At 58.1% G+C, this 25,327-nt stretch carries 25 protein-coding genes, 1 pseudogene and 1 riboswitch; of the genes and pseudogenes, 16 read left to right on the forward strand and 10 right to left on the reverse strand.

Going from position 1 to position 25,327, the window contains the following annotated elements:
• Window positions 1-219: 219 nt before the first annotated feature.
• The 4 genes from DU506_RS17585 to paaX all read left to right on the forward strand — a co-directional run bounded on the left by DU506_RS17585 (window position 220) and on the right by paaX (window position 5,832).
• A complete protein-coding gene (locus DU506_RS17585; protein ID WP_114488185.1) occupies window positions 220-1,779 on the forward strand; it encodes a sigma-54-dependent transcriptional regulator in 1,560 nt (519 codons plus the stop codon).
• A gap of 244 nt (window positions 1,780-2,023) precedes the next feature.
• Window positions 2,024-3,115 (forward strand): 4-hydroxyphenylpyruvate dioxygenase, encoded by a 1,092-nt coding sequence (gene hppD, locus DU506_RS17590; protein ID WP_114488186.1) that lies wholly within the window; start codon window positions 2,024-2,026, stop codon window positions 3,113-3,115.
• A gap of 118 nt (window positions 3,116-3,233) precedes the next feature.
• The gene (locus DU506_RS17595) at window positions 3,234-4,694 is read left to right on the forward strand and encodes a sodium-dependent transporter (RefSeq protein WP_114488187.1); all 1,461 of its coding nucleotides are present in this window, start codon (window positions 3,234-3,236) and stop codon (window positions 4,692-4,694) included.
• 208 nt (window positions 4,695-4,902) lie between these two features.
• The gene (paaX, locus tag DU506_RS17600) at window positions 4,903-5,832 is read left to right on the forward strand and encodes a phenylacetic acid degradation operon negative regulatory protein PaaX (RefSeq protein ID WP_114488204.1); all 930 of its coding nucleotides are present in this window, start codon (window positions 4,903-4,905) and stop codon (window positions 5,830-5,832) included.
• A 108-nt stretch (window positions 5,833-5,940) separates the two neighbouring features.
• Here paaX and katG read toward each other — a convergent pair whose 3' ends face one another.
• Window positions 5,941-8,139 carry a catalase/peroxidase HPI gene (gene katG, locus DU506_RS17605; RefSeq protein WP_114488188.1) on the reverse strand — a complete coding sequence of 733 codons (2,199 nt, stop codon included), beginning with the start codon at window positions 8,137-8,139 and terminating at the stop codon, window positions 5,941-5,943.
• Between the two features lie 209 nt (window positions 8,140-8,348).
• On the opposite strand from katG, the gene DU506_RS17610 reads away from it, so the two are divergent.
• Together DU506_RS17610 and DU506_RS17615 are read left to right on the forward strand one after the other, a co-directional pair.
• Window positions 8,349-8,621, forward strand: a complete 273-nt coding sequence (locus DU506_RS17610) for a type II toxin-antitoxin system Phd/YefM family antitoxin (protein WP_114488189.1) — start codon at window positions 8,349-8,351, stop codon at window positions 8,619-8,621.
• Window positions 8,602-8,874 (forward strand): Txe/YoeB family addiction module toxin, encoded by a 273-nt coding sequence (locus tag DU506_RS17615; protein ID WP_114488190.1) that lies wholly within the window; start codon window positions 8,602-8,604, stop codon window positions 8,872-8,874. Before DU506_RS17610 ends, DU506_RS17615 begins: the two co-directional genes overlap by 20 nt.
• A gap of 73 nt (window positions 8,875-8,947) precedes the next feature.
• Here DU506_RS17615 and DU506_RS17620 read toward each other — a convergent pair whose 3' ends face one another.
• The 3 genes from DU506_RS17620 to DU506_RS17630 form a co-directional block, all read right to left on the reverse strand.
• Window positions 8,948-9,211, reverse strand: a complete 264-nt coding sequence (locus DU506_RS17620; RefSeq protein ID WP_114488191.1) for a Txe/YoeB family addiction module toxin — start codon at window positions 9,209-9,211, stop codon at window positions 8,948-8,950.
• A complete protein-coding gene (locus DU506_RS17625) occupies window positions 9,157-9,450 on the reverse strand; it encodes a type II toxin-antitoxin system Phd/YefM family antitoxin (protein WP_114488192.1) in 294 nt (97 codons plus the stop codon). The genes DU506_RS17620 and DU506_RS17625 overlap by 55 nt, the downstream gene beginning before the upstream one ends.
• Before the next feature lie 98 nt (window positions 9,451-9,548).
• A complete protein-coding gene (locus DU506_RS17630; protein ID WP_268877340.1) occupies window positions 9,549-9,731 on the reverse strand; it encodes a transposase in 183 nt (60 codons plus the stop codon).
• Between the two features lie 33 nt (window positions 9,732-9,764).
• A riboswitch (TPP riboswitch) is annotated at window positions 9,765-9,924 on the forward strand.
• A gap of 78 nt (window positions 9,925-10,002) precedes the next feature.
• Between DU506_RS17630 and tenA the strand changes: the two genes are divergently transcribed.
• Window positions 10,003-10,671 (forward strand): thiaminase II, encoded by a 669-nt coding sequence (gene tenA / locus DU506_RS17635; protein ID WP_114488193.1) that lies wholly within the window; start codon window positions 10,003-10,005, stop codon window positions 10,669-10,671.
• 45 nt (window positions 10,672-10,716) lie between these two features.
• Entirely contained in the window at window positions 10,717-12,606 is a 1,890-nt protein-coding gene (thiC, locus tag DU506_RS17640) for a phosphomethylpyrimidine synthase ThiC (RefSeq protein ID WP_114488194.1), read from the forward strand.
• Between the two features lie 87 nt (window positions 12,607-12,693).
• Here thiC and DU506_RS17645 read toward each other — a convergent pair whose 3' ends face one another.
• Both DU506_RS17645 and DU506_RS17650 read right to left on the reverse strand, forming a co-directional pair.
• Window positions 12,694-14,031: a DUF2254 domain-containing protein gene (locus tag DU506_RS17645; RefSeq protein ID WP_181870802.1), complete on the reverse strand. Its 1,338-nt coding sequence runs from the start codon at window positions 14,029-14,031 to the stop codon at window positions 12,694-12,696.
• 208 nt (window positions 14,032-14,239) lie between these two features.
• Window positions 14,240-15,721 carry a uracil-xanthine permease family protein gene (locus DU506_RS17650; protein ID WP_114488196.1) on the reverse strand — a complete coding sequence of 494 codons (1,482 nt, stop codon included), beginning with the start codon at window positions 15,719-15,721 and terminating at the stop codon, window positions 14,240-14,242.
• Window positions 15,722-15,941: 220 nt separating this feature from the next.
• On the opposite strand from DU506_RS17650, the gene uraH reads away from it, so the two are divergent.
• From uraH to DU506_RS17685, 7 genes are all read left to right on the forward strand, one after another.
• Window positions 15,942-16,295 (forward strand): hydroxyisourate hydrolase, encoded by a 354-nt coding sequence (uraH, locus tag DU506_RS17655; RefSeq protein ID WP_114488197.1) that lies wholly within the window; start codon window positions 15,942-15,944, stop codon window positions 16,293-16,295.
• 44 nt (window positions 16,296-16,339) lie between these two features.
• A complete protein-coding gene (locus tag DU506_RS17660) occupies window positions 16,340-17,548 on the forward strand; it encodes a urate hydroxylase PuuD (protein ID WP_114488198.1) in 1,209 nt (402 codons plus the stop codon).
• 227 nt (window positions 17,549-17,775) lie between these two features.
• Window positions 17,776-18,468 (forward strand): GntR family transcriptional regulator, encoded by a 693-nt coding sequence (locus DU506_RS17665; protein WP_114488205.1) that lies wholly within the window; start codon window positions 17,776-17,778, stop codon window positions 18,466-18,468.
• Window positions 18,469-18,612: 144 nt separating this feature from the next.
• Complete coding sequence (puuE, locus tag DU506_RS17670; protein ID WP_114488199.1) at window positions 18,613-19,536, forward strand: allantoinase PuuE; 924 nt, start codon at window positions 18,613-18,615, stop codon at window positions 19,534-19,536.
• A 37-nt stretch (window positions 19,537-19,573) separates the two neighbouring features.
• Entirely contained in the window at window positions 19,574-20,410 is an 837-nt protein-coding gene (locus DU506_RS17675) for a bifunctional allantoicase/(S)-ureidoglycine aminohydrolase (protein WP_114488200.1), read from the forward strand.
• A gap of 40 nt (window positions 20,411-20,450) precedes the next feature.
• On the forward strand, window positions 20,451-20,939 hold the full coding sequence (locus tag DU506_RS17680; protein WP_114488201.1) for an ureidoglycolate lyase: 489 nt from the start codon (window positions 20,451-20,453) through the stop codon (window positions 20,937-20,939).
• A gap of 256 nt (window positions 20,940-21,195) precedes the next feature.
• Window positions 21,196-21,927 carry a GntR family transcriptional regulator gene (locus DU506_RS17685; RefSeq protein ID WP_114488206.1) on the forward strand — a complete coding sequence of 244 codons (732 nt, stop codon included), beginning with the start codon at window positions 21,196-21,198 and terminating at the stop codon, window positions 21,925-21,927.
• 9 nt (window positions 21,928-21,936) lie between these two features.
• Here the strand turns inward: DU506_RS17685 and uraD are convergent, their stop codons facing one another.
• From uraD to DU506_RS22295, 4 genes and pseudogenes are all read right to left on the reverse strand, one after another.
• Window positions 21,937-22,470 carry a 2-oxo-4-hydroxy-4-carboxy-5-ureidoimidazoline decarboxylase gene (gene uraD, locus DU506_RS17690; RefSeq protein ID WP_114488202.1) on the reverse strand — a complete coding sequence of 178 codons (534 nt, stop codon included), beginning with the start codon at window positions 22,468-22,470 and terminating at the stop codon, window positions 21,937-21,939.
• Window positions 22,471-22,623: 153 nt separating this feature from the next.
• On the reverse strand, window positions 22,624-23,397 hold the full coding sequence (cysQ, locus tag DU506_RS17695) for a 3'(2'),5'-bisphosphate nucleotidase CysQ (RefSeq protein ID WP_114488203.1): 774 nt from the start codon (window positions 23,395-23,397) through the stop codon (window positions 22,624-22,626).
• A 195-nt stretch (window positions 23,398-23,592) separates the two neighbouring features.
• A complete protein-coding gene (gene iscB / locus DU506_RS17700) occupies window positions 23,593-24,468 on the reverse strand; it encodes an RNA-guided endonuclease IscB (RefSeq protein ID WP_235825761.1) in 876 nt (291 codons plus the stop codon).
• Window positions 24,457-24,821, reverse strand: a pseudogene (locus DU506_RS22295) (RRXRR domain-containing protein); the annotation flags it as partial. The gene iscB and the pseudogene DU506_RS22295, both read right to left, overlap by 12 nt.
• Window positions 24,822-24,891: 70 nt before the next feature.
• On the opposite strand from DU506_RS22295, the gene DU506_RS22590 reads away from it, so the two are divergent.
• A complete protein-coding gene (locus DU506_RS22590) occupies window positions 24,892-25,014 on the forward strand; it encodes a hypothetical protein (protein WP_268877341.1) in 123 nt (40 codons plus the stop codon).
• Window positions 25,015-25,327: the final 313 nt, after the last annotated feature.

Here is a 25,327-nt window from a genome sequence, read left to right on the forward strand (position 1 = left end):
CAAGACAAGGCTGTAGAAGGCGAAAGCACCTTTCCAACCGCAGGATCGCCTACCCTGCGGAAAAACCAACGAAGGGACGCTGCTTCTGCGATTCGCGCCCCTTAATCCGACAGTCTCCTAGGTCGGGACCTGATGCATAGGTGTGTGCCTTTGGCGCGGTGAAGTGTCAAAATATCGTTACACGAATGCCGCACGCTCGTCCTGCGCCTCGAGGTACCTATGCGCCTTAAGTTTCACTGCCAGAATCGAATCGGAATTCTTCGCGATATCGTGGCCCAGTTCGCCGATTACCGCGTCAATGTGGCGCGGGGCGAAGTGGGTGGGGATCACGGCAACACCATCTATCTGTATGTGCCGCAATTGCTCAATGCACAGCTGGCCACGTTAAAGCCTGCTTTGGACGCAATCCCCGGGGTATTCGGCGTCAAGCGTGTCAGCCTGATGCCCAGCGAGCGTCGCCACCTGGAATTGGATGCGCTGCTTTCGTCGCTTTCCGATCCGGTGATGTCGATCGACATGCAGGGGCGCATCGTCGCCGCCAATCGCACCGCCGTACAGATGCTGGGGGTGCGCATCGACGAAGTGCCGGGGCTGTCGCTGGATCGTTACCTGGAAGATCTGAACCTTCCCGACCTGATTCGGCGCAACAACTCACGCATCAACGGGCTGCGCATCAAGTTGAAAGGCGATACCTACCTTGCCGATATCGCCCCGTTGCATAGCGAAAAAAATGATGTGGCTTCCCTGGCCGGGGCGGTCATGACCTTGCACCGCGCCGACCGTATCGGCGCGCGTATCTATCAGGTACAGCGTCAGGAATTGCGCGGCTTCGAGGCGATCTTTCAGTCGAGCCCACGCCTGGAAGCCTTGATCCATGAGGCGCGGCGCATGGCGCCGCTGGATGCGCCCCTGTTGATCGTGGGTGAAACCGGTACCGGGAAAGAGCTGGTCGCCAGGGCCTGCCATCTGGCAAGCCCGCGTGGGCAGGCACCGTTCATGGTGCTCAACTGCGCAGGACTTCCCGAGTCGATGGCCGAGACCGAATTGTTCGGTTACGCCCCGGGCGCCTTCGAAGGGGCGCGGCCTGAAGGCAAGTTGGGCCTTCTGGAACTCACCGAAGGCGGCACCATCTTTCTCGATGAAGTCGGCGAAATGAGCCCGCGCTTGCAGACCAAGCTGCTGCGCTTTCTCCAGGACGGCGGCTTTCGTCGCGTGGGCAGCGACGAGGAAACCTATCTCGATGTGCGAGTGATCTGCGCCACTCAGCAGAACTTGCCGCAACTTTGCACCGAAGGGCTGTTTCGGCCCGATCTTTACCATCGGCTCAATGTGCTCTCGCTGCAGGTGCCGCCGTTACGCGAATGCCTGGACGGCATCGAGGAGCTGGCGGCCTACTTTCTGGATCGTGCCGCGCGTCAGATCGGCTGCCCCTTGCCCGGCCTTTCGCCTGCGGCCCTGGAAAAGCTCGCTCACTACGATTGGCCGGGCAATGTCCGCCAGCTGGAAAACGTCCTGTTCCAGGCGGTGTCGCTGTGCGAGGAGAAGGTCATTCAGCCGCTTCACCTGCGACTTCCGCAAAGCGAAGAAGTGCCTGAACTTGCCGGCATTGCGCTGGAAGGAAGCCTGAGCGATATTCTGGGGGATGTGGAAAAGCGTGTCCTGAGTACCCTGTATCGGCAGTACCCTTCCAGCCGCCAGCTGGGGAAGCGGTTAGGGGTTTCGCACACCACGATTGCCAACAAGCTCAAGCGTTACGGCATTGGTGGGCAGGACGATTGAATTGCCCGTCACGTTTTCTTTACGGGGTGTCAGCAAAATGCAACGCCTGGCACCCATCGCTCAGCACTCGGTCTCAGGTGTAACGTTTTCTTTACGATAGTGGCGCGCCCGCACGCCTGGCGCTGCCATGAAGGCGCTTTGACCCCATTCCCGGCACATGCCTAGCCCCCTAGACTCTTTACCACTGGGTTGACCGCGGTTGGTCGGCCTTCTTGAAAAACAATTATCCGTCTAGAGGCTTATTATGAACGCCCCAGCAACCACACCCCTGTCTACGCAAAACCCCATCGGCACCAACGGTTTCGAGTTCGTTGAATACACCGCGCCGACCAGCGACGGTATCGAGAACCTGCGCAAGCTGTTCAACCAGATGGGGTTCACCGAAACGCGCAAGCACCGTTCCAAGCAGGTCTTTCTGTTCCAGCAGGACGGCGTCAACTTCGTGCTCAACGCCGAACCGGACAGCCATGCCGCGACGTTCGCCAAGGTGCACGGCCCCAGCGCCTGCGCCATGGCCTGGAAGGTGGCGGATGCCCAGCAGGCCTTCGAGCATGCCGTGGCCCAGGGCGCCGAGCCGGTGGAGAACCCGGTCGGCCCCGGCGAGATAGGCATTCCCGCGGTGTGCGGTATCGGTGGTTCGCTGCTGTATTTCGTCGACAACAAGGTCGACGACCAGGGCCGTACCATCTATGACATCGACTTCGAGGCGATCCCCGGTCGTTCGCCCAGCGATAATAGCGTCGGCCTCAAGGTGCTCGATCACCTGACGCACAACGTCGATCGCGGCCAGATGGACGTCTGGGCCAACTTCTACATCGATATCGCCAACTTCCGCGAGAACCGCTATTTCGATATCAAGGGCAAGAAGACCGGCCTGCATTCCCGTGCCATGACCGCGCCCTGCGGCAAGATGCACATCCCGATCAACGAATCCGCCGACGATAACTCCCAGATCGCTGAATTCCTGCGCGAGTACAACGGCGAGGGCATCCAGCACCTGGCCATGTCCACCGACGATATCTACGCCACGGTGCGTGCGCTGCGCGAAAATGGCGTGACCTTCCTGTCCACGCCGGACACCTACTACGAGAAGATCGATCAGCGCGTGCCCAACCACGAGGAAAACGTGGAAGACCTGCGCGAGCTGAGCCTGCTGGTCGACGGCGGTCCCGACGAGGGCGTGCTGCTGCAGATCTTCACCGAGACGGTGATTGGCCCGATCTTCTTCGAGATCATCCAACGCAAGGGCAACGACGGCTTCGGTGAAGGCAACTTCAAGGCCCTGTTCGAATCGATCGAGGAAGACCAGATTCGCCGTGGTGTGCTCAACGATTAAAAGCCTGGACCGCCTTGGTAGGGCGGTCTTTTCATGCAACCAATCTGCTCTTTATTGGTTGTTTTTGCTGTCTAGAAAAAATAACCTAAAAAACAATTAAATCTATAAGGTTTTCCCGATGACGACGACGAATACGCCCACCAAGACGCTGTGGCTGGGCCGCTGGGGGTTTGTGCTGGCTGCCACTGGTTCCGCAGTGGGTCTGGGTAATATCTGGAAGTTTCCCTACATCACCGGTGAATTCGGTGGCGGTGCCTTCGTGCTGGTCTATCTGGCCTGCATTCTGGCGGTAGGGGTGCCCATCATGATGGCTGAAATCAGCTTCGGTCGCCGTGGCCGGGGTAGCCCGGTTGACGCTATCCGCCGTGTGGTGAATGAGTCGGGCCATGGCAGTTTCTGGTCGATCTTCGGCTGGATGGCCATGTTGTGCGGTTTCATGATCCTGTCTTTCTACGTGGTGGTCGCCGGCTGGGCGTTTTCCTATCTATGGAAAATGCTCAGTGGTGGGCTGGCGGGTACCAGCGTCGATGACATGGCGGCGATTTTCGCGGCCAATAACGCCAACCCCTTCAATCTGGGCGCCTGGAGTACGCTGGTCACGGTGTTGACCATGCTGATCGTGGGCAAGGGCGTGCAAGCCGGTATAGAGAGAAGCGTCAGCTGGATGATGCCGGGCATGGTGATCATGCTGGGTATTCTGATCGGCTACGGCGCCTTTTCCGGCGGCTTCGGCGAGGCGTGGTCGTTCCTGTTTTCCTTCAACACCGAAGGCCTGAGCAGTGAAGGCCTGCTCGCGGCGCTGGGCCATGCCTTTTTCACCCTGTCGCTGGCGTCCGGGGCGATCCTGACCTACGGCTCTTACTTGCCGGCGGGTCACTCCATCGCGCGCACCACGTTCAGCGTGGCGATTGCCGATACCGTCGTGGCGCTGATGGCGGGCCTGGCGATCTTCCCGATCATTTTCGCCAATGGAATGAGCCCGGGTGCTGGGCCGGGGCTGATCTTCATGAGCCTGCCGCTGGCCTTCCAGGCGATGCCGTTTGGCACCTTGTTCGGCATCCTGTTCTTCTTGATGCTTGCGATGGCCGCACTCACCTCCTCGATTTCGATGATCGAAGCCACGGTGGCCTGGCTCACTGACAGCAAGGGCATGACGCGGGAAAAAGCTTCCTGGGGTGTGGGTATCGTGCTGTGGCTGGTCAGTACCCTGGCGATGCTGTCGTTCAACCTGGGTGCCGACTGGACGCTGGCGGGGCGCAACTTCTTCGACTGGCTGGATTACCTGACCTCTCGCTGGATGATGCCGTTGGGTGGCCTGGGCATGGCCTTGATGGCAGGCTTTCTGCTGCGTAACGAAATCTTCCGGGAAGAGTTGGGGCTCAGCCGCACCCAGCATGCGCTGTGGCTGTTCATGGTGCGTTACGTCAGCCCGTTGGGCATCGTGTTGATTTTCATCGATGCGCTGGGCCTTGCCACACTCCAGATAGCCACCCAGTGGCCTTGGCTGCTGGCGCTTCTGGTGCTGATTACCTTGGTGGGCGAGTTGGCCAGCCCGCGGCTGCGTCGCCAGGCCTCCTGAGCCACCTAGCCGAAGCGCTCCCATTTACCCTGAGGGGAGCGCTGCGCCAAGCTAGACTAGACGCTGGAAGAGCCGTGCCGTTTCCGCTTACCGGCGGGAGCGTCACGGCGCCTTTTATGGCGTGATATATCTCCTTTGTGTAGCATGTGCGCCTTTGCTGCCAACGTTCAACACCCACGGAATTGCCGCACAGGGGCTCAATACCACCATGTCGCTTGCTTCTGACTGTGTTGCGGAACTCGTCTGCAACTTCCAGGCACGTCGCCCGATTCGCGCCGGCTCTCTGATCATTACCGTTTACGGCGATGCGATTGTCCCGCGTGGAGGCACTGTCTGGCTGGGTAGTTTATATCAACTGCTGGAACCCATCGGCATTAACGAACGCCTGGTAAGAACCTCCGTTTATCGGCTGACCCAGGATACCTGGCTGCAAGGCGAAAAGGTCGGGCGGCGCAGTTACTACAGCCTGAGCAATGCCGGACGGCGTCGTTTCGAACAAGCCTTCAAGCGGGTTTACCACGGCCAGCAAATCCAATGGATGGGTAAATGGACATTGGCCATGCTGACCCAGCTGGAGCCCGGGATACGTCAGAAAGTGCGTGATGAACTGGAATGGCTCGGGTTCGGCAGCTTTTGTCCGGGGATTCTCGCGCATCCCACGCTTAGCCGAAATGAAACGATTGCGGTACTGCAGGAAATGGGGGCTGCCGAAGATACCATTATCATGCAGACCGAGCCGCTGACGCCCATGGTAAGAAAGCCCTTGAGGCTTCAGGTTAGAGAAAGCTGGAACCTCGATGACTTATCGCAAAGCTATAAGGTCTTTCTGGATAAGTTTCGTCCTTTATGGCGTGCCCTGGCCAATGAAGATAATGCGCTGAGTGAAGAAGAGTGCTTTATCGCGCGTATCCTGTTGATTCATGAATACCGCAAGGTTCAGCTTCGCGACCCTCAACTTCCGGACGAATTGCTCCCTGCCGCTTGGGAAGGGCGCAATGCCTTTCAGCTGTGCCGAAACATATACCGTGCGATTCATCAGCGAGCGGAAAGCTGGCTGGACAAGCACCTGGAAACCGCCGAAGGCCCCTTGCCCGCGCCTACGTCCAGCTTTTACCAGCGTTTTGGGGGCCTGGATTGAAGTGTGTTTTAGCTAGACTAAAACATAAAACACCCCGAAGGTTGGGGCGTCCAACCTTCGGGGTGTAATTCAAAAGCAGCGGCCCGCGTTCCCTCGCGGGCCTGACACTCAGCGGTGCAGGTCGAAGCGGTCGTTCTCCATGACCTTGACCCAGCCCTTGACGAAGCGATCGAGCATTCTCTCCTCACCACCGTTTGCGGCGTACTCCTCCGCGATGGCGCGCAGCTGCGAGTTGGAACCGTAGACGAGATCGACGCGTGTCGCGTTCCATTTCTTCTCGCCCGTCGCACGATCCCGGCCCTCGAAGCGCTCCTCGCTCTCGTCGATCGGCGCCCAGACGGTGCCCATGTCGACAAGATTGACGAAGAAGTCGTTGGTCAGCTGGCCGGGACGGTCGGTGAGAACCCCTTCATCGTTATTACCGACGTTAGTGCCGATGACCCGCATGCCGCCGAGGAGCGCGGTCATCTGCGGTACGCTGAGGTTGAGCATGAACGCCCGGTCGATCATCAGGTGCTCGGCGGGGATGGATGTCGTCTGCTCCTGCATGTAGTTGCGGAATGCATCGTGCCTCGGTTCGAGGTAGGCGTGGGTATCGACCTCGGTCATTTCCTGGCTGGCGTCGGTGCGGCCCGGGGTGAACGGCACCGTGATGTCATGCCCGGCCGCCTTGGCTGCCATCTCGACCCCGACGCTGCCGCCCAGCACGATCATGTCCGCAAGCGAGATGTTCGCCTCGGAGGCGTCCTTGATCTCATCGAGCTTGTCGATCACTTCCGCCACACCCGAGCGCACGTTGATGTCCCAGCCGACCTGCGGCTCGAGACGAATGCGCGCACCGTTGGCCCCGCCGCGGTGGTCGGTCTGGCGGTAAGTGCAGGCCGAGGCCCAGGCGGTTCCCACCAGCTGCTGGGCGGTGAGGCCGGCGTCGGCGATCTGCTGCTTGAGCGTGGCGATCTGTTCATCGTTGACCAGCGGCCCCTGGTGCTTGGGTACCGGGTCCTGCCAGACGAGAACCTCGTCGGGCACCTGTGGGCCGAGATAGCGGGCTTGTGGACCCATGTCGCGATGCAGCAGCTTGTACCAGGCACGGGCAAACGCATCGGCGAGCACGTCGGGGTTCGCGTGATATTCCTTGGAGATCTCGAGGTAGGCGGGGTCGGTGATCATCGCCATGTCGGCGGTGGTCATTACCGGCGGGTTCTTCTTGCCTTCGACGTGAGCGTCGGGCACCCAGTAGCCTTCCTTGACCTCGACCGGCTCCCACTGGTTCGCGCCGGCGGGGGACTTCTTGACCTCCCACTGATGGGCGAAGATGGTGTTCAGGTAGGCGTTGTCCCACTGGGTGGGCGTCGGGGTCCAGGCGCCCTCGAGCCCAGAGGTGATGGTGTACTCACCGAGGCCGGTCTCGTGCTTGTTGGCCCAGCCGATCCCCATCTCGTTGACCTTGGCTTCCTCCGGCGTTGCGCCGACGGCTTCGGCGGGGCCGTTGCCGTGCATCTTGCCGAAGGTGTGACCCCCGACGGTCAGCGCGACGGTCTCGCGGTCGTTCATCCCCATGCGCGCGAAGGTCTCGCGGACGTCATGTGCGGACTTCATCGCGTCCGGGATGCCATTGGGGCCTTCCGGGTTGACGTAGATCAGCCCCATCTGGACCGCTGCAAGCGGGTTGTCCAGCACGCGACTGCCATCCTCCCAACTCCCGGTGTAGCGCTCGTCGTTGGTCGCCAGCCACTCGGTCTCCGGACCCCAGTAGATGTCGTCCTCGGGCGCCCAGATGTCCGAGCGGCCGAACCCGAAACCGAAGGTCTTGAAGCCCATCGTCTCCAGCGCGCGGTTACCGGCGAAGACCATCAGGTCGGCCCAGGAAATTTTCTCGCCGTATTTCTTCTTGATCGGCCAGAGCAGACGGCGTGCCTTGTCCAGGTTGCCGTTGTCGGGCCAGCTGTTGAGCGGAGCGAAGCGCTGCGCGCCGGTGCCGCCGCCGCCACGGCCGTCAAGCGCCCGGTAGGTCCCGGCGGCGTGCCACGACATGCGAATGAAGAACGGCCCGTAGTGGCCCCAGTCGGCGGGCCACCACTCCTGCGAGTCGGTCATCAACGCATCGACATCGGTGGAGAGTTCATCGACGTCAAGCTGCGAGAACGCCTCGGCATAGCTGAAGTCTGCACCGAAGGGGCTAGCGTCGGGGTGCTTCTGGTGCAGCACGTTGAGGTTGAGCTGATCGGGCCACCAGTGCTCGTTACCCTGCAGGCGTGGCGTGGTACGTGCGCCCCATTCCGGGCGTGTAGGCTTTTGATCGGACACGTTATTATTCTCCTCGACTGGACTAGATGGACTCACAATCAGTCTAGTCGACGATTCCAGATCGCGTCAGGTGCCGAGGCTTCTCGGGCGGCTATAGGTGCCATTGAGAAATTCTATCAGCCGTCAAACAGGCGAGCATCGAACTGACTGGCCTTGTCAGGGCGATGGCGCTATAGTCGTACGGAGTTTCCGTACGTAAAGGTGGAATTATGGATATCATCAGTGTAAACAAATTCAGAGACAATCTGAAAAGTGTTGTAGAGCAAGTGATTAGTCGGCACGAACCCCTCAAGGTAACGCGTCGGGCCGGAGAGGCTTTCGTGGTTATTAGCGCTGAGGACTGGGAAAGAGAACAAGAAACCCTGCATGTTCTTCAGAACCGAGACCTGATGCAACAGATTGCGGCTTCTCTAGATACTCACGGTAGTGGCCAGGGATACCAACCTACTGATGAGCAGATGAATGAGATCACTGGTATTTGAGGGCAGCACTTGGGAAGCCTATGAAAAGATGCGAGAGAACGATAAAAAGCTGCACAAAGCACTCTGCAAACTGCTGAAAGAAATGCTCCGCTCTGACGACCCAGCAACTGGCATCGGAAAACCTGAACCGCTTAAACACACGTTGTCAGGCTTATGGTCAAGGCGCATCTCACAGAAAGACAGGCTCATCTACCGATTCGACGACAAATCCATTTATGTTTTCGCCATTGGAGGGCACTACGACCAGCGCTGACGTCCAGCTCACGCGTCGGTTTGGAGCTACAAAGCGGCGGAAAAATTGTCCGGCAACAGCGGCGGGTCAAGCATCATTCGTAGTGGCTCCAAAGCCGGAGAACTTTCACCACTCTCTCTTCTTCGAGCGCTTGATATACCACACGGTGCTGAATATTGATGCGACGTGAATAGGCCCGCGCAATATCACCAATGAGCTTCTCAAACGGAGGCGGCTTGCGGTAGGGATCTTCCGCAATCAGCGCCAACAATTCCCGGGCTTTTGGCTTGAGCCCGCTGGAGGTCAATTTCTTTGCATCTTTCTGGGCTTGCTTGGTGTAAACCAACATCCATGCCACCAGTCCAGCTCCTCATCGCATTCATCCACAGGGGTATCCATCCCCTCACGGATAGACTCGCGCATACCCGGCACGGATAGGAGGTAAAGCGTTTCCTGGATGGCCGACCAATCTTCCTCGGACACCAGAACAGCCTTGTTCCGTTTGCCCATGATGACGATGGGTTTGTGGGACTCGGCGGTTTCATCAATCAACCGATATAGATTGCTGCGCGCCTCGGTGGCTGTGATAGCTGTCATGACGCATTTCTCGCGTATTCAAGTTTTCATTGAACCAACCCCGGCGCAATCTCGGTTGCTTTAGCTTCGAGTCAAGCCGGCTCGGCCAGGGAAGGCCGCTATCGGCGGCGTAGCCGCCGCGATTGTTGTTCACCTTGCTCGGTGGTGGGGCGTTGCTGGTCGGTGATGTACTGCGTCACGATATCCCGCGGTGCGCCCCCGCAACTGACGGCGCAGTAGGACGGTGACCAGAGCTGGCTGCCCCAGAGTTTGTCGGCGGGCAGATGACCAGCAGGTTGCATCTCCTCCCACCCGTCTCCTACACTGCGTTGACTAACTGCTTGACGGGGTGCCGGTGAATCCGGCTGAGATGGCGCAGGTGTGCTGCAAAGAATACGCACACCACAAGCGCTGGTCCCGTTGAACCTGATCCGGCTAATTTCCTGAGCGCTTCTCGGGAAGGGTACCGGCGTAGGGATCAAGCATTGGCCGGGCCTATCTCTCTTTTCTTTCCCCCTCCGTGCCATTCTTGTACCTACCCGACCTCCGGATCTCATCTAAACCGGAGGCACCATGTGTTACCGCTTCGCAGACCTGACTACCGCTTGCCAAGACGACTGGACGGCTTACCTCCAGCACGATTTCGTGCGCGCTCTGGGTGCCGGCTCCCTCGACGAGAACGCCTTTCGTCATTACCTCAAGCAGGACTATCTGTTCCTGATTCATTTTGCGCGTGCCTATGCGTTGGCGGCCTACAAGAGCCGCACGCTTGCCGACCTGCGCCAAGCCCACGAAGGGCTGAAGGCCATCGTCGATATCGAGCTCGACCTGCACGTGGGTTTTTGTCGCGAGTGGGGCATTTCAGAAGATGACCTGGCCCAGCTGCCCGAGGCCCGGGCAACGCTTGCCTATACGCGCTATGTACTGGACACCGGCAACCGCGGCGACCTGCTCGATTTGCACGTGGCGCTGGCCCCTTGCCTGGTCGGCTACGGCGAAATCGCCAACTGGCTGAATGCGCAGCCATTTACCCTGCGTGGCGAGGGCAACCCCTATGATGCCTGGATCGCCATGTACGCAAGCGATGAGTTTCAGGCGGCGATGAATGCCGAGCTTGAGTGGTTGAACGCACGCTTGGCGGATGTCACGCCGGCACGCTTTGCCGAATTATCCACCACCTTCCGCGATGCCACTCGCCTGGAAATCGATTTCTGGCAAATGGGCCTGGATCAGGCCGATTGATGCATTCCTCACCCTCGAAATCACAACCATAAGAGAGATGACGCCATGAGCAAGACCCAGAATTTTCTCGCCGAGACCGCCCAGGTCGATAGCGCCGCCATCCAGCCGTTGCCCGGCTCACGCAAGCTCTACGTCGAAGGCTCGCGTCCGGATATCCGCGTACCGTTTCGCGAGATTTCGCTATCACCGACCAAGACCTCGGGTGCCGATGAAGAGAATCCACCGCTGCTGGTCTATGACACCTCCGGCCCTTACTCCGACCCGGACGCCAACATCGATTTGCGCAAAGGCCTGCCGGCACTGCGCCGGGCCTGGATCGAGGAGCGTGACGACACCGAGCTGCTCGAGGGCCTTACCAGCGAATACGGCAATCGCCGCGCCAACGACCCGATGCTCGCCCAGTTACGTTTCGACCTGAAGCGCACCCCGCGCCGGGCCAAGCCGGGCAAGAACGTCACCCAGCTGCATTACGCTCGCCAAGGCATCATCACCCCCGAGATGGAATTCATCGCCATTCGCGAAAACCAGCGCCGCCAGACATTGGGAACCGCAGAAGTCGAGCGTATTCTGGGCCATCAGCACCCCGGCCAGGGGTTTGGCGCCCGCCTGCCCGACGAGATCACCCCAGAATTCGTGCGCGCCGAAGTGGCGGTGGGCCGGGCGATTATTCCCAACAATATCAATCATCCGGAATCCGAGCCGATGATCATCGGCCGTAACTTCCTGGTCAAGATCAACGGTAACCTGGGCAACTCGGCGGTTTCCTCCTCTATTGAAGAGGAAGTCGACAAGATGACCTGGGGCATCCGCTGGGGGTCGGATACCGTCATGGACCTGTCCACCGGCCAGAATATCCATGAAACCCGCGAGTGGATCATTCGTAACGCCCCGGTGCCCATCGGCACGGTGCCCATCTATCAGGCGCTGGAAAAGGTCAAGGGCGTTGCCGAAGACCTGACCTGGGAAGTGTTTCGCGACACCCTGATCGAGCAGGCCGAACAGGGCGTGGATTACTTCACCATTCATGCGGGTGTGCTGTTGCGCTATGTGCCGCTGACCGCCAAGCGCGTCACCGGCATCGTCTCGCGCGGCGGCTCGATCATGGCCAAGTGGTGCCTGTTCCACCATCAGGAAAGCTTCCTCTACACCCATTTCGAGGAAATCTGCGAGATCTGCAAGCAGTACGATGTGGCCTTCTCGCTGGGTGACGGCCTGCGCCCGGGCTCGGTCGCCGATGCCAACGACGAAGCCCAGATGGCCGAGCTGAAAACCTTGGGCGAGCTAACCCACATTGCCTGGAAGCACGATGTTCAGGTGATGATCGAAGGCCCCGGCCATGTGCCCATGCACCTGGTCAAAGAGAACATGGACAAGCAGCTCGAGTATTGCGACGAAGCGCCGTTCTACACCCTCGGCCCGCTGGTCACCGATATCGCCCCAGGCTACGACCACATCACCTCGGGCATCGGTGCGGCGATGATCGGCTGGTTCGGCTGCGCGATGCTGTGCTACGTGACCCCCAAGGAACACCTGGGCCTGCCCAACAAGGACGACGTCAAGACCGGGATCATCACCTACAAGATCGCCGCCCACGCCGCCGACCTGGCCAAGGGCCACCCGGCCGCCCAGCGTCGTGACAATGCGCTGTCGAAAGCCCGCTTCGAATTCCGCTGGGAAGACCAGTTCAACCTGGGCCTGGATCCGGACACCGCCCGCGAATACCACGACGAGACCTTGCCCAAGGATTCGGCCAAGGTGGCGCATTTCTGTTCCATGTGCGGGCCGAAATTCTGCTCGATGAAGATCAGCCAGGAAGTCCGTGACTACGCCAAGGAGCATGGCTTGGACGGCGACCAGGAAGCGGTCATGAAAGGCATGGAGGAACAGGCGGAGAAGTTCAAGAAGCAAGGGCGGGAGCTGTACAAGGAAGTTTGATTTCAGACGTTGTTCACCTGACAGCCGGGTTATCCGGCTGTCAGGCGGCAATCGAGCCTACCGGCCCCGCAGTATTCAGTATTAATATCAGTTTGCAGTGTTCAGGGGGAGCGATTTGGGTAACGTTAACCGATGCTCGCCATTATTCAGTCGCGCCGCAATAAACTGCTGGTCCAGGGAGTCGTTATGCAGCTCGGACAGGGCTTTTACGACACGCTCCGCGTGGGCCTGAATGACGTCCAATTGCTCGTTTTCGGCGAACAACGAGAGTGTCTTCAATGCCTTGAGTAAGGAAAGACAGATACTCACATCCGAGCGTCCATAATAAAGAATCGGGGTGAATAGCTTATACAGCAAGCTGTTGAAGCGCTCCTCCGGCCAGGTTACCCGAATGCGACCCTGATCATCGGTCAAGGTGTTGCTGGGCTGAAACGACAGGCGTTGGCACAGCAGTTCAGTGATTTGATGAATGCACAAACGGGCGGTGCCAGGATCATTGATACCTGGGGATAGCGCCTTGATGGCTACCTCCATCAATTGCGTCAGGCCGTTCACGTACAAACTCTTGACCGATTCTCCTTCCACGTATTCCAGCTGCGACAATGCCGATGTGCACCAGGCCTCGCTGGGGGTCTGGTCGGCCTCGACCTTGAGCAGGGGAAACGCCTTTATCGTGTAATCACCAAAGGAAAAATTCAAATGTATAGCGGCGTTGATTTCCTCGGCAAGTTTGGCTAATTCCTCGAGATTGGCATTTTGGATATAACCGCTCTGATCGGAATAAATCCAGTGATAGGGTTTTTCGGAAACGGGAAAAGCGGAGAGGTGGCGCCAGCTTTTGTTCTGTTGTCTGGTCTTGAGACGCTCCATGGAGGCTCGCGTGGAGCGGTGCAAACCTTGGGTGACGGCATTGATCTGGACTGACTGAGAGGCGTTATGGATAAAATACACAAATAGGGCCAGACAGCCAATGACCATGCCCGCCCCCAGGTTGACCGCCAGCGACCGCCAAAGATCCGGCGTATCTCCCTCCATTGGCACCATCAATAAAATCAGGATGAACAGGATGGTGCCCAGGTAATGGCCGAGCACCTGCTGATGACGACGCTCAGTCACCAGGCTAAAGACTAACTTCAGCGAAAAATTGCTCCCCGCCTGGGATAGAACGGACATGACCATCGAGAAACTGAATACCACCAGCGAGATCATGCCGCCAACCAAGGTTGCCAGCAGAGTACGGGCGGTATCTGGGTCGTCGAAAGTCAGCGGTTTGAGAAACCCGGGCAGCTGAGATTCGTCTATTGGTGACAGAACGGCAAACAATCCCAAGGACAGATAAAACAGGATAATCAGGCTGGTCAGATAGGCGATGCTTTGGCGAAAATCTCTCAAGACCCTGATGGGCCATGCTAACAGCGAAAACATTGGCATATCCTGGAGGTTGCGTCGCGTTCATTTATGCCGTGTTTAGGTTGCCTATGCAATGCGGAATACTTGCGTACCGGGAAATGATCTCTCTAACTGAAGCGACCCAATTGGGAAAAACCAATTGGGTCGCGTTTCGTTCAGGACGTTGACGGTGCTGTTGTTGACGGTGTTGCTGGCAGTAGCGTTAAAGCTTCTTATTCGAGGTTCAATCGGCATGGGTATTGGCATTACTTTGGGAGAGATTCTGGTTTTGGGAAAGCTTCTGGTTCAGTTTGTCGCTTTCCGCCTTGGCCGCTTCTTCATCCGCCTTGGCAATCGCCTCGCGCTCTTTTGCTTCGTCCGAAAGCGACTTCTTAGGCAATACGATGTTGAGTGTGAAGGCGGTGATTGCAGCGACCACGATAGGGGCGCCGCCGATCAGGTCTCTCAACATGGCCGGGAACTGCTCGATGGCCGAGGGGACAGAAGCGATGCCCAGACTCAGTGCCAGGGCGAGACCCACGATGGTCATGTTGCGAGCGGACATCTCATCTTTGACCAGTAACTGGATGCCGGTCATGGTGATCATGCCAAATACGGTAATGGTCGCGCCGCCCAGCACAGGGTAGGGAATGGTGGTCATGATGGCCCCGAACTTCGGGCTAAGACCGGCCAGGATCATGAAGATACCCGCCAGCGCCAGTACGTAGCGGCTGATGACCTTGGTCATCGCCACGATACCGACGTTCTGGCTGAAGGTAGCGGTCGGCAACGCACCGAAGAAAGAGCTGATGGTGGTGGTCAGGCCGTTGCCCAGCAAGCCGCCGGTCAATTCCTTGGTCTTTAGCTCACGGTTCATGCCGCCTACGGTCGTGGCGGACAAATCGCCGATGGTCTGTACGGAGTTGATGATGCAGATGACGATCATCGACGCGATGGCGGCCGCGTGAAATTCCATCTCGAAAGGCATTACCTGGGGAATGGCGATCCAGGGGGCACTGGCCACATTGCCGAAGCTGACCATGCCCAGGGCGAGTGCAAGCAGGTAACCCACCACGATGCCGACGATGATCGCAGAAAGCTTGATCACCCCTTTACCGAACTGAGCGGCGATCAATACCGTGAGCAGCGTGACCACTGCCACGATCCAGTTGATGGGGTCGCCAAAATTGGGCGCGTTCACGTTGCCGCTGCCCGCCATGTAGCGAATGGCAATGTCGTAAAGCGACAAGCCGATGACCAGTACCACCGTGCCGGCGACGACGGGCGGAAAAAGGTGGCGGATATACTGGATGAAGTAGCCCACCACGACCATGGTCATTCCGCCGATCAGCTGGGCGCCGAGTATCCCTTCAATACCGTACTGCGCGCCCACCGCGACCAGCGTCGGCACATAGGCAAAGCCCACACCAAAGATGGCCGGCAGGCGTGCCCCGAATTTCCACACCCCATAAAGGTGGAAAACGGTACATACCCCAGATGCCAGGACGGCAATCTGAATAAGTAGCAGTTTTTCTTCCATGCTCGCACCCACCACACCGGCCACGATAATGGGTGGCGTGATCACGCCGGCGATCATGGCCAGCAGGTGTTGAAGCGAGAGGGGGAGAGCCTTCAGAAAGCGCGGTTTTCCATAAAAATCAAACAGGGAGGTATTCTTTTCGCTTACTCGCTTCCGCTGGACGGAAGAGGCTGAGGCTTTACTCATGAAGGTCTCTCCATTGTTGTTGTATGGTAATAATACTGTACACAAAAATTCAGTAGAAAATATAACAAGATATGTATACAAAAAACCTTTGAAATGTGGTGATGAAAGAGATAAAAATGTCGTCATTATGTATTGAAATGCTATGTTGCATGCTCAACAACTTTGTTACCAATGATGCGCCGCCGATGGTGGCTTCGTCAGACAAGCACGGGAGAAACCGATGGGACGCCTTACGACTCATGTTCTGGATACCGCCCAGGGCCGCCCTGGAGAAGGCATTAAAATCGAGGTTTATCGTTTGGATGCTGAACGGCGCCACCTTCTCAAGACGGTCGAGACCAATGATGACGGTCGTTGCGATGCCCCGATACTGGAAGGTGACGATCTGGTAGTCGGTGAATACGAACTGGTATTTCATGCAGGCGATTACTTGGCGCGCCAGGGAGTGAAAGGCGAGGAGCCGCGCTTTCTGAGTGTTATCCCGCTACGCTTCGGGGTCAATGATGCGTCGCAGCATTATCATGTGCCGTTATTGCTATCGCCTTACGCCTACTCGACGTATCGCGGTAGCTGAAGGCCGGCTGTCCAGCAATAATCAAACGAGGCGAGGTTCCCCTCATGCAGGCCTATTTCATTGAATTTGCTAATTTCATGCTGCGCTGGCTGCACGTCATCGCGGCAATCGCCTGGATTGGCGAGTCTATTTATTTTGTGATGCTGGATAACGGCTTGAGACCCCCAAAGGCCGCTGAAGACCGTGAAAAAGGCGTCTTCGGCGAGATGTGGGCGGTCCACGGTGGGGGGTTCTATCACAATCAAAAGTACGCCACCGCACCTGCCAAGCTGCCTAACGACCTGCACTGGTCATTCTGGAAGGCTTACACCACCTGGTTAACCGGCTTCGCGCTATTCGTCATCCTGTACATGGTCAATCCGGGCTTCTACCTGGTAAACCCCGGCAGTGACTGGGAATGGGCCGCCAACCTGACCGGGTGGCAGGCAAATCTTCTGGCACTGGCGTTTCTGCTGCTGGGCTGGGTCGTTTACAACGAGCTCTGCAAGCGCATCAGTCCCAACATGGAACGTGACGGCCTCTTGAGTATCGCGGTGGCGATCATGATGGTGGTGGTGGCCTACCTGAGCACCCAGATGTTCTCCGGACGCGCCGCCTTCCTGTTGACCGGGGCCGTGATGGCGACCGCCATGTCGGCCAACGTGTTCTTCTGGATCATCCCGGGTCAGCGTCGCATGGTAAAGGCGATGAAGGCGGGCGAAACGCCCAACCCGCTTGACGGCAAGCGTGGCAAGCAGCGATCGGTACATAATACCTATTTCACCTTGCCGGTCGTGTTGCTGATGATCAGCAACCACTACTCCTTCGCTTATTCCCATGAGCATGCCTGGGTGTTGATGACGCTGTTCATCTTTGCCGGCGCCTTGATTCGTCAGTACTTCGTCCTGATGCATCAGGGCAAGATACGGCCTGCCTATCCGGTGGTGGGTGTCGCGCTGATTCTAGTGGCTTTCTGGGCGGGCATGCCGGCTACCAGTTCGGCGCCCTCTGGTGCCCAAACGGCGGGAAGTGGGCCGGACATCACCGAGGTCAAGGCGTTGATCGATCAGCACTGTGTCGCCTGTCATTCGCAGTCGCCGACACAGCCGGGTTTCTCGGCGCCGCCGGCCGGCCTGATGTACGACGATATCGAGCAGATTCTGCTGCAGAAGGACAGGATTCAACAAGTTGTCGAGAGTGGCTACATGCCGCTGGGCAACATGACGAACATGACGGAAGAGGAGCGTGCCGTGATTCAAGCCTGGACGGAGTAACCGTCTAAAACGTTTACGTTTCTTTGCAGTCGTTACCCCATACAGCCCGCCATGAGGCGGGCTGTGTGCGTTTCCGAGGTGGCCATTTTTCCGTCACATGACGTTCGGTGCTAGTCCTCCTACAATATGTATACAATGGTGATTAAATAAGGCATACAAGGGGGCCTGACATGGAGCAAGACAAGAACCTGGTGGATGAGGCGGAGAACAAGGCGCGCCCCAGGCGTATGGGCAAGAACGGCGATGGCGCCGAGCGTCATGAAGTGATTTATCGATCGATCAGCGATGCCATCATCGAGCAACAGCTGCGCCCGGGAGCCAGGTTGCGAGAAGATGCCCTGACGGAAGTGTTCAATATCAGCCGCACGGGCATACGCAAGATCTTGCAGCGCCTGGCGCTGGAGCAACTGGTAACCCTTACCCCGCGGCGTGGCGCCAGTGTCACACGGCCGACGGCCAGTGAGGCGCGGGATGTCTTCGCCGCCCGGCAAATGGTCGAGTGCGGCTTGATGCCGGAGGTGGCGCGGCGTATCACCGCACAGGACGTGAGCGAATTGCGCGAGATGGCCCAGCGCGAGCGGGAGGCGCTCAAAACCGGTGAGCAGAGCACGGCGATCAAGTTGTCTGCGACATTTCATGAGCGTCTGGCGCAACTTTCCGGCAACGCTACCCTGGCGGCATTCGTCGGCCAGCTCTGCTCGCGTTCATCGTTGATTCTCGCGGTTTACGGGAGCGCCGGGCATCTAGGTTGTGAGTCGCATGACCATGACGATCTGATCGACTACCTGACCGAAGGCGACGGTGAAAAAGCCAGGGCGTTCATGAATCATCATCTCGAGGAGATCGAAGCCTCGCTTTCCATCATCGAAGAAGAGGCGGTAGCGCCCGACCTGCATCAGATATTCGGCATGAACTCTTGATGATCCTGCCCAACGTCAACGATTCTTACGCGTAAACTTGCAGGTTAGATGAGTGCAGTTTATCTTCTTGTTGTATACAAAGCATTCGGTAGAACTTCTCAAAATGCACTCCGGCATGCGGTTTAACAACAAGGAACTTACAACATGCATTCGCCCGATTACCCCCGTGACCTGATCGGCTATGGCCGCACCCCTCCCCATGCCAACTGGCCCGGCAAGGCGAAAATTGCCGTGCAGTTCGTGCTGAATTATGAAGAAGGCGCAGAGAATTCGGTGCTGCACGGCGATAGCGGTTCCGAGCAATTCCTTTCAGAGATACTGGGGGCGCCCGCCTTCCCCGACCGTCACCTGAGCATGGAATCCATCTATGAGTATGGCTCACGGGCCGGGGTGTGGCGTGTGTTGCGCGAGTTCGAACGGCGCGGCTTGCCGTTGACCATCTTCGGCGTGGCCATGGCCCTGGAACGTAACCCCGAGGTGGCTCAGGCCTTCAAGGAGTTGGGCCACGAGATCGCTTGTCACGGCTATCGCTGGATCAACTATCAGGAAGTGCCGGAAGCGGTGGAGCGCCAGCACATGCAGCGTGCCATCGAGATATTCCAGAACCTTTATGGCGAGACGCCGCTGGGTTGGTATACCGGCCGCGACAGCCCCAATACGCGTCGCCTGGTACTCGACCAGGGCGGCTTTTTGTATGACAGCGACTATTACGGTGATGACCTGCCGTTCTGGACGCGGGACCAGGACAGCCAGGGCCGGACGCACTCCCATCTGGTGGTGCCTTATACGCTGGACTCCAACGACATGCGCTTTGCCTCGCCACAGGGCTTCAATACCGCTGATCACTTCTTCAGTTATCTGCGCGATGCTTTCGACGTCCTGTACGCCGAAGGCGAAGAAGCACCCAAGATGCTTTCCATCGGCTTGCATTGCCGGTTGATCGGCCGCCCGGGTCGCTTCCGCGCGCTGCAGCGTTTTCTCGATCATATCGAGGCTCATGAGCGTGTCTGGGTGACGCGACGTGTGGATATTGCCCGTCATTGGGCCGAGCACCATCCCGCTCTCTGACGTAATGCTTTCTAATAATGAACGGAAAGGAAAGATGATGGCCAAGCGCAACTATTACGCCCCTCAAGGCGGTCATCCGCCCCAGACACAGCTGCTGTCGGATCGCGCCGTGTTTACCGAAGCCTATGCCGTGATCCCCAAGGGGGTCATGCGCGACATCGTGACCAGCAACTTGCCGTTCTGGGACAAGACCCGCCTGTGGGTGCTGTCTCGTCCGCTGTCCGGGTTTGCCGAAACGTTTTCCCAGTACATCATGGAAGTGGCTCCCGAGGGAGGCAGCGACAAGCCTGAACCCGACCCGACGGCGGAAGGTGTGCTGTTCATCGTCGAAGGCGAACTGACCCTCACCCTGGCAGGGGAAACCCACCTCATGCAGCCCGGCGGTTATGCCTTTCTTCCCCCGGGAACCAGCTGGCAGGCGCATAATCGGTCTGAAGAGCCGGTACGTTTTCACTGGGTGCGCAAGGCTTATGAGCGGGTCGAAGGCATAGAGGTACCTGCGGCATTCGTCACCAATGAAAACGACATTGAACCGACGGCCATGCCGGGCACCGATGAAAAGTGGGTGACCACGCGCTTCGTCGACCCGGAAGATGTCCGCTACGACATGCATGTCAATATTGTCACCTTCCAGCCTGGAGCGGTCATCCCCTTCGATGAGACCCATGTCATGGAGCACGGGCTTTACGTGCTCGAAGGCAAGGCGGTCTATCACCTGAATCAGGATTGGGTGGAGGTCGAGGCCGGCGACTTCATGTGGTTGCGCGCTTTCTGCCCGCAGGCCTGTTATGCCGGTGGCCCAGGGCCGTTTCGCTACCTGCTCTACAAGGACGTTAACCGCCACATGAAGCTGGGTGGCGTGGGACCGCGCTAAGTCGCCAATAAAGCCATCGATACGTAGACAGGAGCCACCCATGCTGGAATTGAAAGCACAGCCATTGACGCCGGAGGCCTTTGCGCCTTTCGGCGATGTGATTGATACGCGCACAGCGGATTATTTTCCTATCAATGCCGGGCGTACGCGTCGTTATCATGACTTGGCACCTGTCGAAACGCTGGGTGAAGAGGCGCGTACCCTGATCAATATCTTCGTCAGCCAGCCGGTCGAGATACCCTTGGCGCTGGATTTTCTCGAATGCCATCCGCTGGGCAGCCAAGCCTTCATGCCGCTGCATGAAGAGCGCTTCGTGATCGTGGTGGCGCCGAAGGGTGAGGCGATCGATAGCCAAGACGTGCGCGCCTTTGTGACCGACGGCCGCCAGGGGGTCAATTACCATGCCGGTACCTGGCATGCCATCCAATCGGTTCTGGAGCGAGAAGGCTGGTTTCTGGTCGTGGATCGTGGCGGTGAAGGTAACAATTGCCTTGAGTATCCGCTGGCTATCCAGGTAGAGATCGAATAGGGCATCAATCCCTGGTAACCGTCAAGCACGGCACCCAAGATGCGATACTTGCCGATTGGGATCATGCGGGCATCCTGCGTGCTCTGGAAAAACTGGTGGAGCATGAAAATACTGGATGTGAAACCCGAGCATCAGCGTAGCTAAAGCGCTGTTGGAAAGCATGGTTCGAAAGCACGCTTCGAAAGCACTGCTCGGATGTAGTCAGTCAGGGGTAAACATGCGAGAGTTTGATGAGGATCATCTGGAGAGCGTCACCATGAACCTTGGCTGGCACAACAAACGTCTGAGCAAACCCAATGAGGGTGGGCGTGTCAGCGATCAAGACATCGTTGAACATATCCGAGCGGCGGTACTGATGCAGCGCCTGCCACCGAATACCAAATTGCCCGAAATCACTCTGGGAGAGGTATTCGGTGTCAGCCGTTCAGTGGTGCGCAAGGCACTGACACGGCTGGCTGCGGAACATGTCATCAATCAGCGCCCCAATCAGGTCGCTCGTGTTCGGGCACCCACTATCGAAGAAACCCGCGAGACGTTTTCGGCACGCAGGTTGATCGAGGGTGAAATTGCGGCACTGCAGGCCGGTAAACTCGGCGCCACCACCATAGCGGCGTTGGAACATCAGGTCACCGCTGAAAAACAGGCCTATGACCGGCGGGACGAACCCACCCGCATCGAACATTCCCTGACCATTCATCACCTGCTTGCCGAGCATGCCTCCAACCGTATCCTGGGCACCATGCTTACCGATCTGGTGTTACGCACCTCTATCGTTATTGCCCTGTATAAGCGCCCCAGCCTGGCTTCCTGTTATCTGGAAGGCGACCATGCCCAACTGTTGACGCATCTGGCTTGCGGTGATGCCGAAGCGGCTCGACGTTGCATACATGACCATCTTTACAGCCTGGAAACTTTGCTCGATCTCTCGCCTAGAGTGGCGGATACCGATCTGATGGCCATTCTTGGCGGTAAATCAGCCCGGGCTTGATCCCCTCACTTACTGTGTCTCGCCCGCACGTACATGCAGGCGGAAGCGCGCAATCTTGATGATCTGTTCGATTGCGGTGCGTCGCTCAGTGGCCAGGTCGTTTTCGAGACGTTTTTCGAAAGCATCCAGAATGGCGTGCCGATCGAGCCCTTTTACCGCGATCACGAACGGAAAACCGAACTTGTCCTGATAGGCCTGGTTCAGGTTCTGAAAGCGTTCGAATTCAGCGGTGGTGCATTGATCCAACCCCGCACCGGCTTGTTCACGTGTGGAGTCTTGAGTCAGCTCACCTGTCAGGGCTGCTTTTCCCGCCAGATCAGGGTGGGCACGAATCACGGCAATCTGCTGATCGATATCGGCTTGTTGCAGGATGGCTCCCATGCTGTCCGCCAAGACATCCGGATCGTCATGCCGCGCCGTAAAGCCTTGTTTCCAGGCGCCTTCGGCCACCCAGGGCGAGTGTTCAAAAATATCCCCGTACTGAGCCAGAAAGGCATCCAATTCCAGTTCGCTAGGACGAGGAGGGGGTAGGGTGTTAGACATTATTCTTTCCTTTTGTATGTGCTGAATACAGTCATTGTATACAAAAATATAAAGTGACGGTACTCTATCAAGAAGGGTTTTTTCATGTCGAAAAGAAACCACTCAGTGACCAAGTGGATGGGCGGGGCGGGGCGGTGCTGCTGGCCTGTATCTTCAGTGGCCTTGGGCCAGAAAATAGGGGTTGAGAATGTCCTTGGGGTCGGCATAGTCAAGCGATTGGCCGTCAAAGGTTTCCACTCGTCCCCCGGCCGCTTGGAGAACCGCATGGGCGGCGGCCGTGTCCCATAGACAGGTCGGCCCGAAGCGAGGGTAAACGTCTGCAGCGCCTTCGGCGAGCAGGCAAAGCTTCAGCGAGCTACCCATGGAGACCAGTTCATGGGGGCCAAGCGCTTCAAGCCACTTCGCCAAGGCATCACTGGGGTGAGATCGGCTAGATACTACACGCCACGGCTCGCCCTGTTTCGGTTTTCCCGCCACCTGTATTGGCTGTGGTTTGGCGTTGGACTCGGCCTTGAAAGCGCCTAGGTTGCGCGCACCCAGGTAGCATGTCTTGAGTGCCGGTGCGACGACCACGCCGAGTATGGGCTCGCCATGCTCGATAAGCGCAATGTTGACCGTGAACTCGCCGTTGCGTTTGATGAATTCCTTGGTGCCGTCCAGGGGGTCGACCAGCCAGTAACGACCCGAGGCATCCGGGCCGGAAAAATGGCTGGTATCTTCTTCGGAAAGGATGGGAAAACGCTCCGGCAGTTTTTGCAGGCCGGCGACGATGAGCTCATGCGCCGCCAGATCGGCTTCGGTGAGCGGGCTATCGTCTGCCTTGTTTTGAATGCCGAAGTCGTCACGCGCGTAAACCGCCATGATGGCGTCTCCCGCCCGTTGGGCAATGGACGCTACCTCGGCCATCAGTTTATCCAGTGCCAGCATGTTTCCTCCTCGATTAACGCCTCGGGTGATTTCACGATAATGCCTTGTGCCGCGAGCCAAATCCAAGGTTTGGATTCCTGAAATAACTTTATCAATTGCTTTCATCGTTTTGCGCGGGAAACCCGGTTGCTTTAGCGCCGGGAGGGATAGCGCGTCGTGCGCCGCACGACGCGGGGTTCCCTGTCCGCGCCTCCTTTAGTGTTGAATGGAGGGTAGTGGGTGGTAGCCATAGCCATCACCGCGTTGCAGCAGGGTGCAGTGGCGCCAGGAAATCCCCTGGACCGCGCCTTGTTCGGTCTGAATATTGAAACTGCCGGTCTTGCGAATCGCCACGCGCCCCGTGTGGCTGCCGGTCTTCTTGCCGGCCGGGACAATCGCCCTGACCCTATCGCCGGTCTGAAAGCCCTGCACTTGCTTCTGCCGCATCAAATAGCCCCGTGGGAAGCCGTACTTGTCGAGGTGCGTGCGCTGGTAGCTGCCACGGCCCATGGCCTTGATGACTAGGGTGGGTACCCGCCAGCCTTTCAGGGTATCGAACTTGCCGACACAGGCCGCATCCAGGGCATGGGTCTTGGGAATGCCCAGCCGCTGACGGTTGTACTTGGTGCGACCACCACTGCCCACGGCGACGGGCAGGCCAGTGGCTTTCATGGTGCCAAACAGCGTCCAGCGCGTGGCGTTGACAGCAGTGACGTCCCGCAGTGGCAACTTGAGCTGGCGCTGGACGCGCTCAAGCCGAACGGTGGCCGACAGGCCATTAGCCTTCAATCGTTTCTTGAGTCCCTTGTCGGCAGCAAAGAAATCAACAAGCCACTGGCTGTCCTTGGCCTGGTTGCAGTCGTGACAGGCGATGGCCAAATTGCTCACCCGGCTAGAGCCGTCCCGAGATTTCGCTACCACATGCTCGATCTCCAGGGGCGTATCACCGGTGCCGCAATAGGCACACTCACGCCCCCATTTTTCCAGCAGGTATTCACGCACCTCATAGCCAAGCAAGGTGCCTTGCTGGTACTCGACCCCGGAAATCTCCGGGTTTTCCATCTTCTGTAGATCGAAGCGCACCAATTCCATGTTCAGATGAGTCACCGGCGCCCAACGGCACGCTGCTCCAAGGCTTGGCGAATCTGAAAGCCCCGATGCACCAACTGAAACAGGCAAAGCACATGGCGGGTTGCCGGGGCTTGCTCGTCCGTCGCGTTTTCTTCCAGGCGCATCAGCGCCAGCCCGGTTTCCTTGCTGCCCGGATCAATGCCCAGCAACGTCGGCTGCAAGGCGCAGTCACTCAGGCAGCGATCACGCAGGCGGATCACGAAAGGCGTCAGGTTCACCACCGCCGCCCGTCCGCGCTCCAGCAGCAGCCGTGCGCGTTTTTCGCTACACGGCATCAACGGCTGCTTGTTCTTTCCCAATACGAACACCGCCATGCGATCTCCTCCTAAACATTGCTCTTACGGGCCTGGTGACGCAGGTCTTCCAACCTGTCTCCCCTCGGGAATGTCTGCAACCGGCTCCTACCTTGTGGTAGCGATCAGAACCTTCGGCGCTTTACCTTTCGCCAGCATGATCCTGATCTTCCAGAGCGCCGAACTGAGCGAAGCATTCGGCGGTGGGTCTTGACGACCTATTGCAAACGTAGCGAGTTGGCTACCGCTTTCCCTGGTCAACCGGGCTTGCTGTCACAAGCCTCGTCCTTTAGAGGTTGTCGCAAATCTCCTAACGACTCATAACTAAACCGATGCTCAGCGACGTCGAAGGCTGGACGACATCACCACTCACACCCTGGCAGCCGCGATCATTTCCTTTGTTGCTAGGTAAGATAATCCCAGGCATCTCCACAGCCGATCCCAGAGACGATGATAAAGGCTCAGCGCTACAGCGCGAGCCAGGTTGTAAGCCAGGGCATGCAAAGCAAACTCGCGTTTGACACCCG

Origin of the sequence: Vreelandella rituensis (assembly GCF_003336665.1) — a bacterium.
GTDB classification, from domain to species: Bacteria; Pseudomonadota; Gammaproteobacteria; order Pseudomonadales; family Halomonadaceae; genus Vreelandella; species Vreelandella rituensis.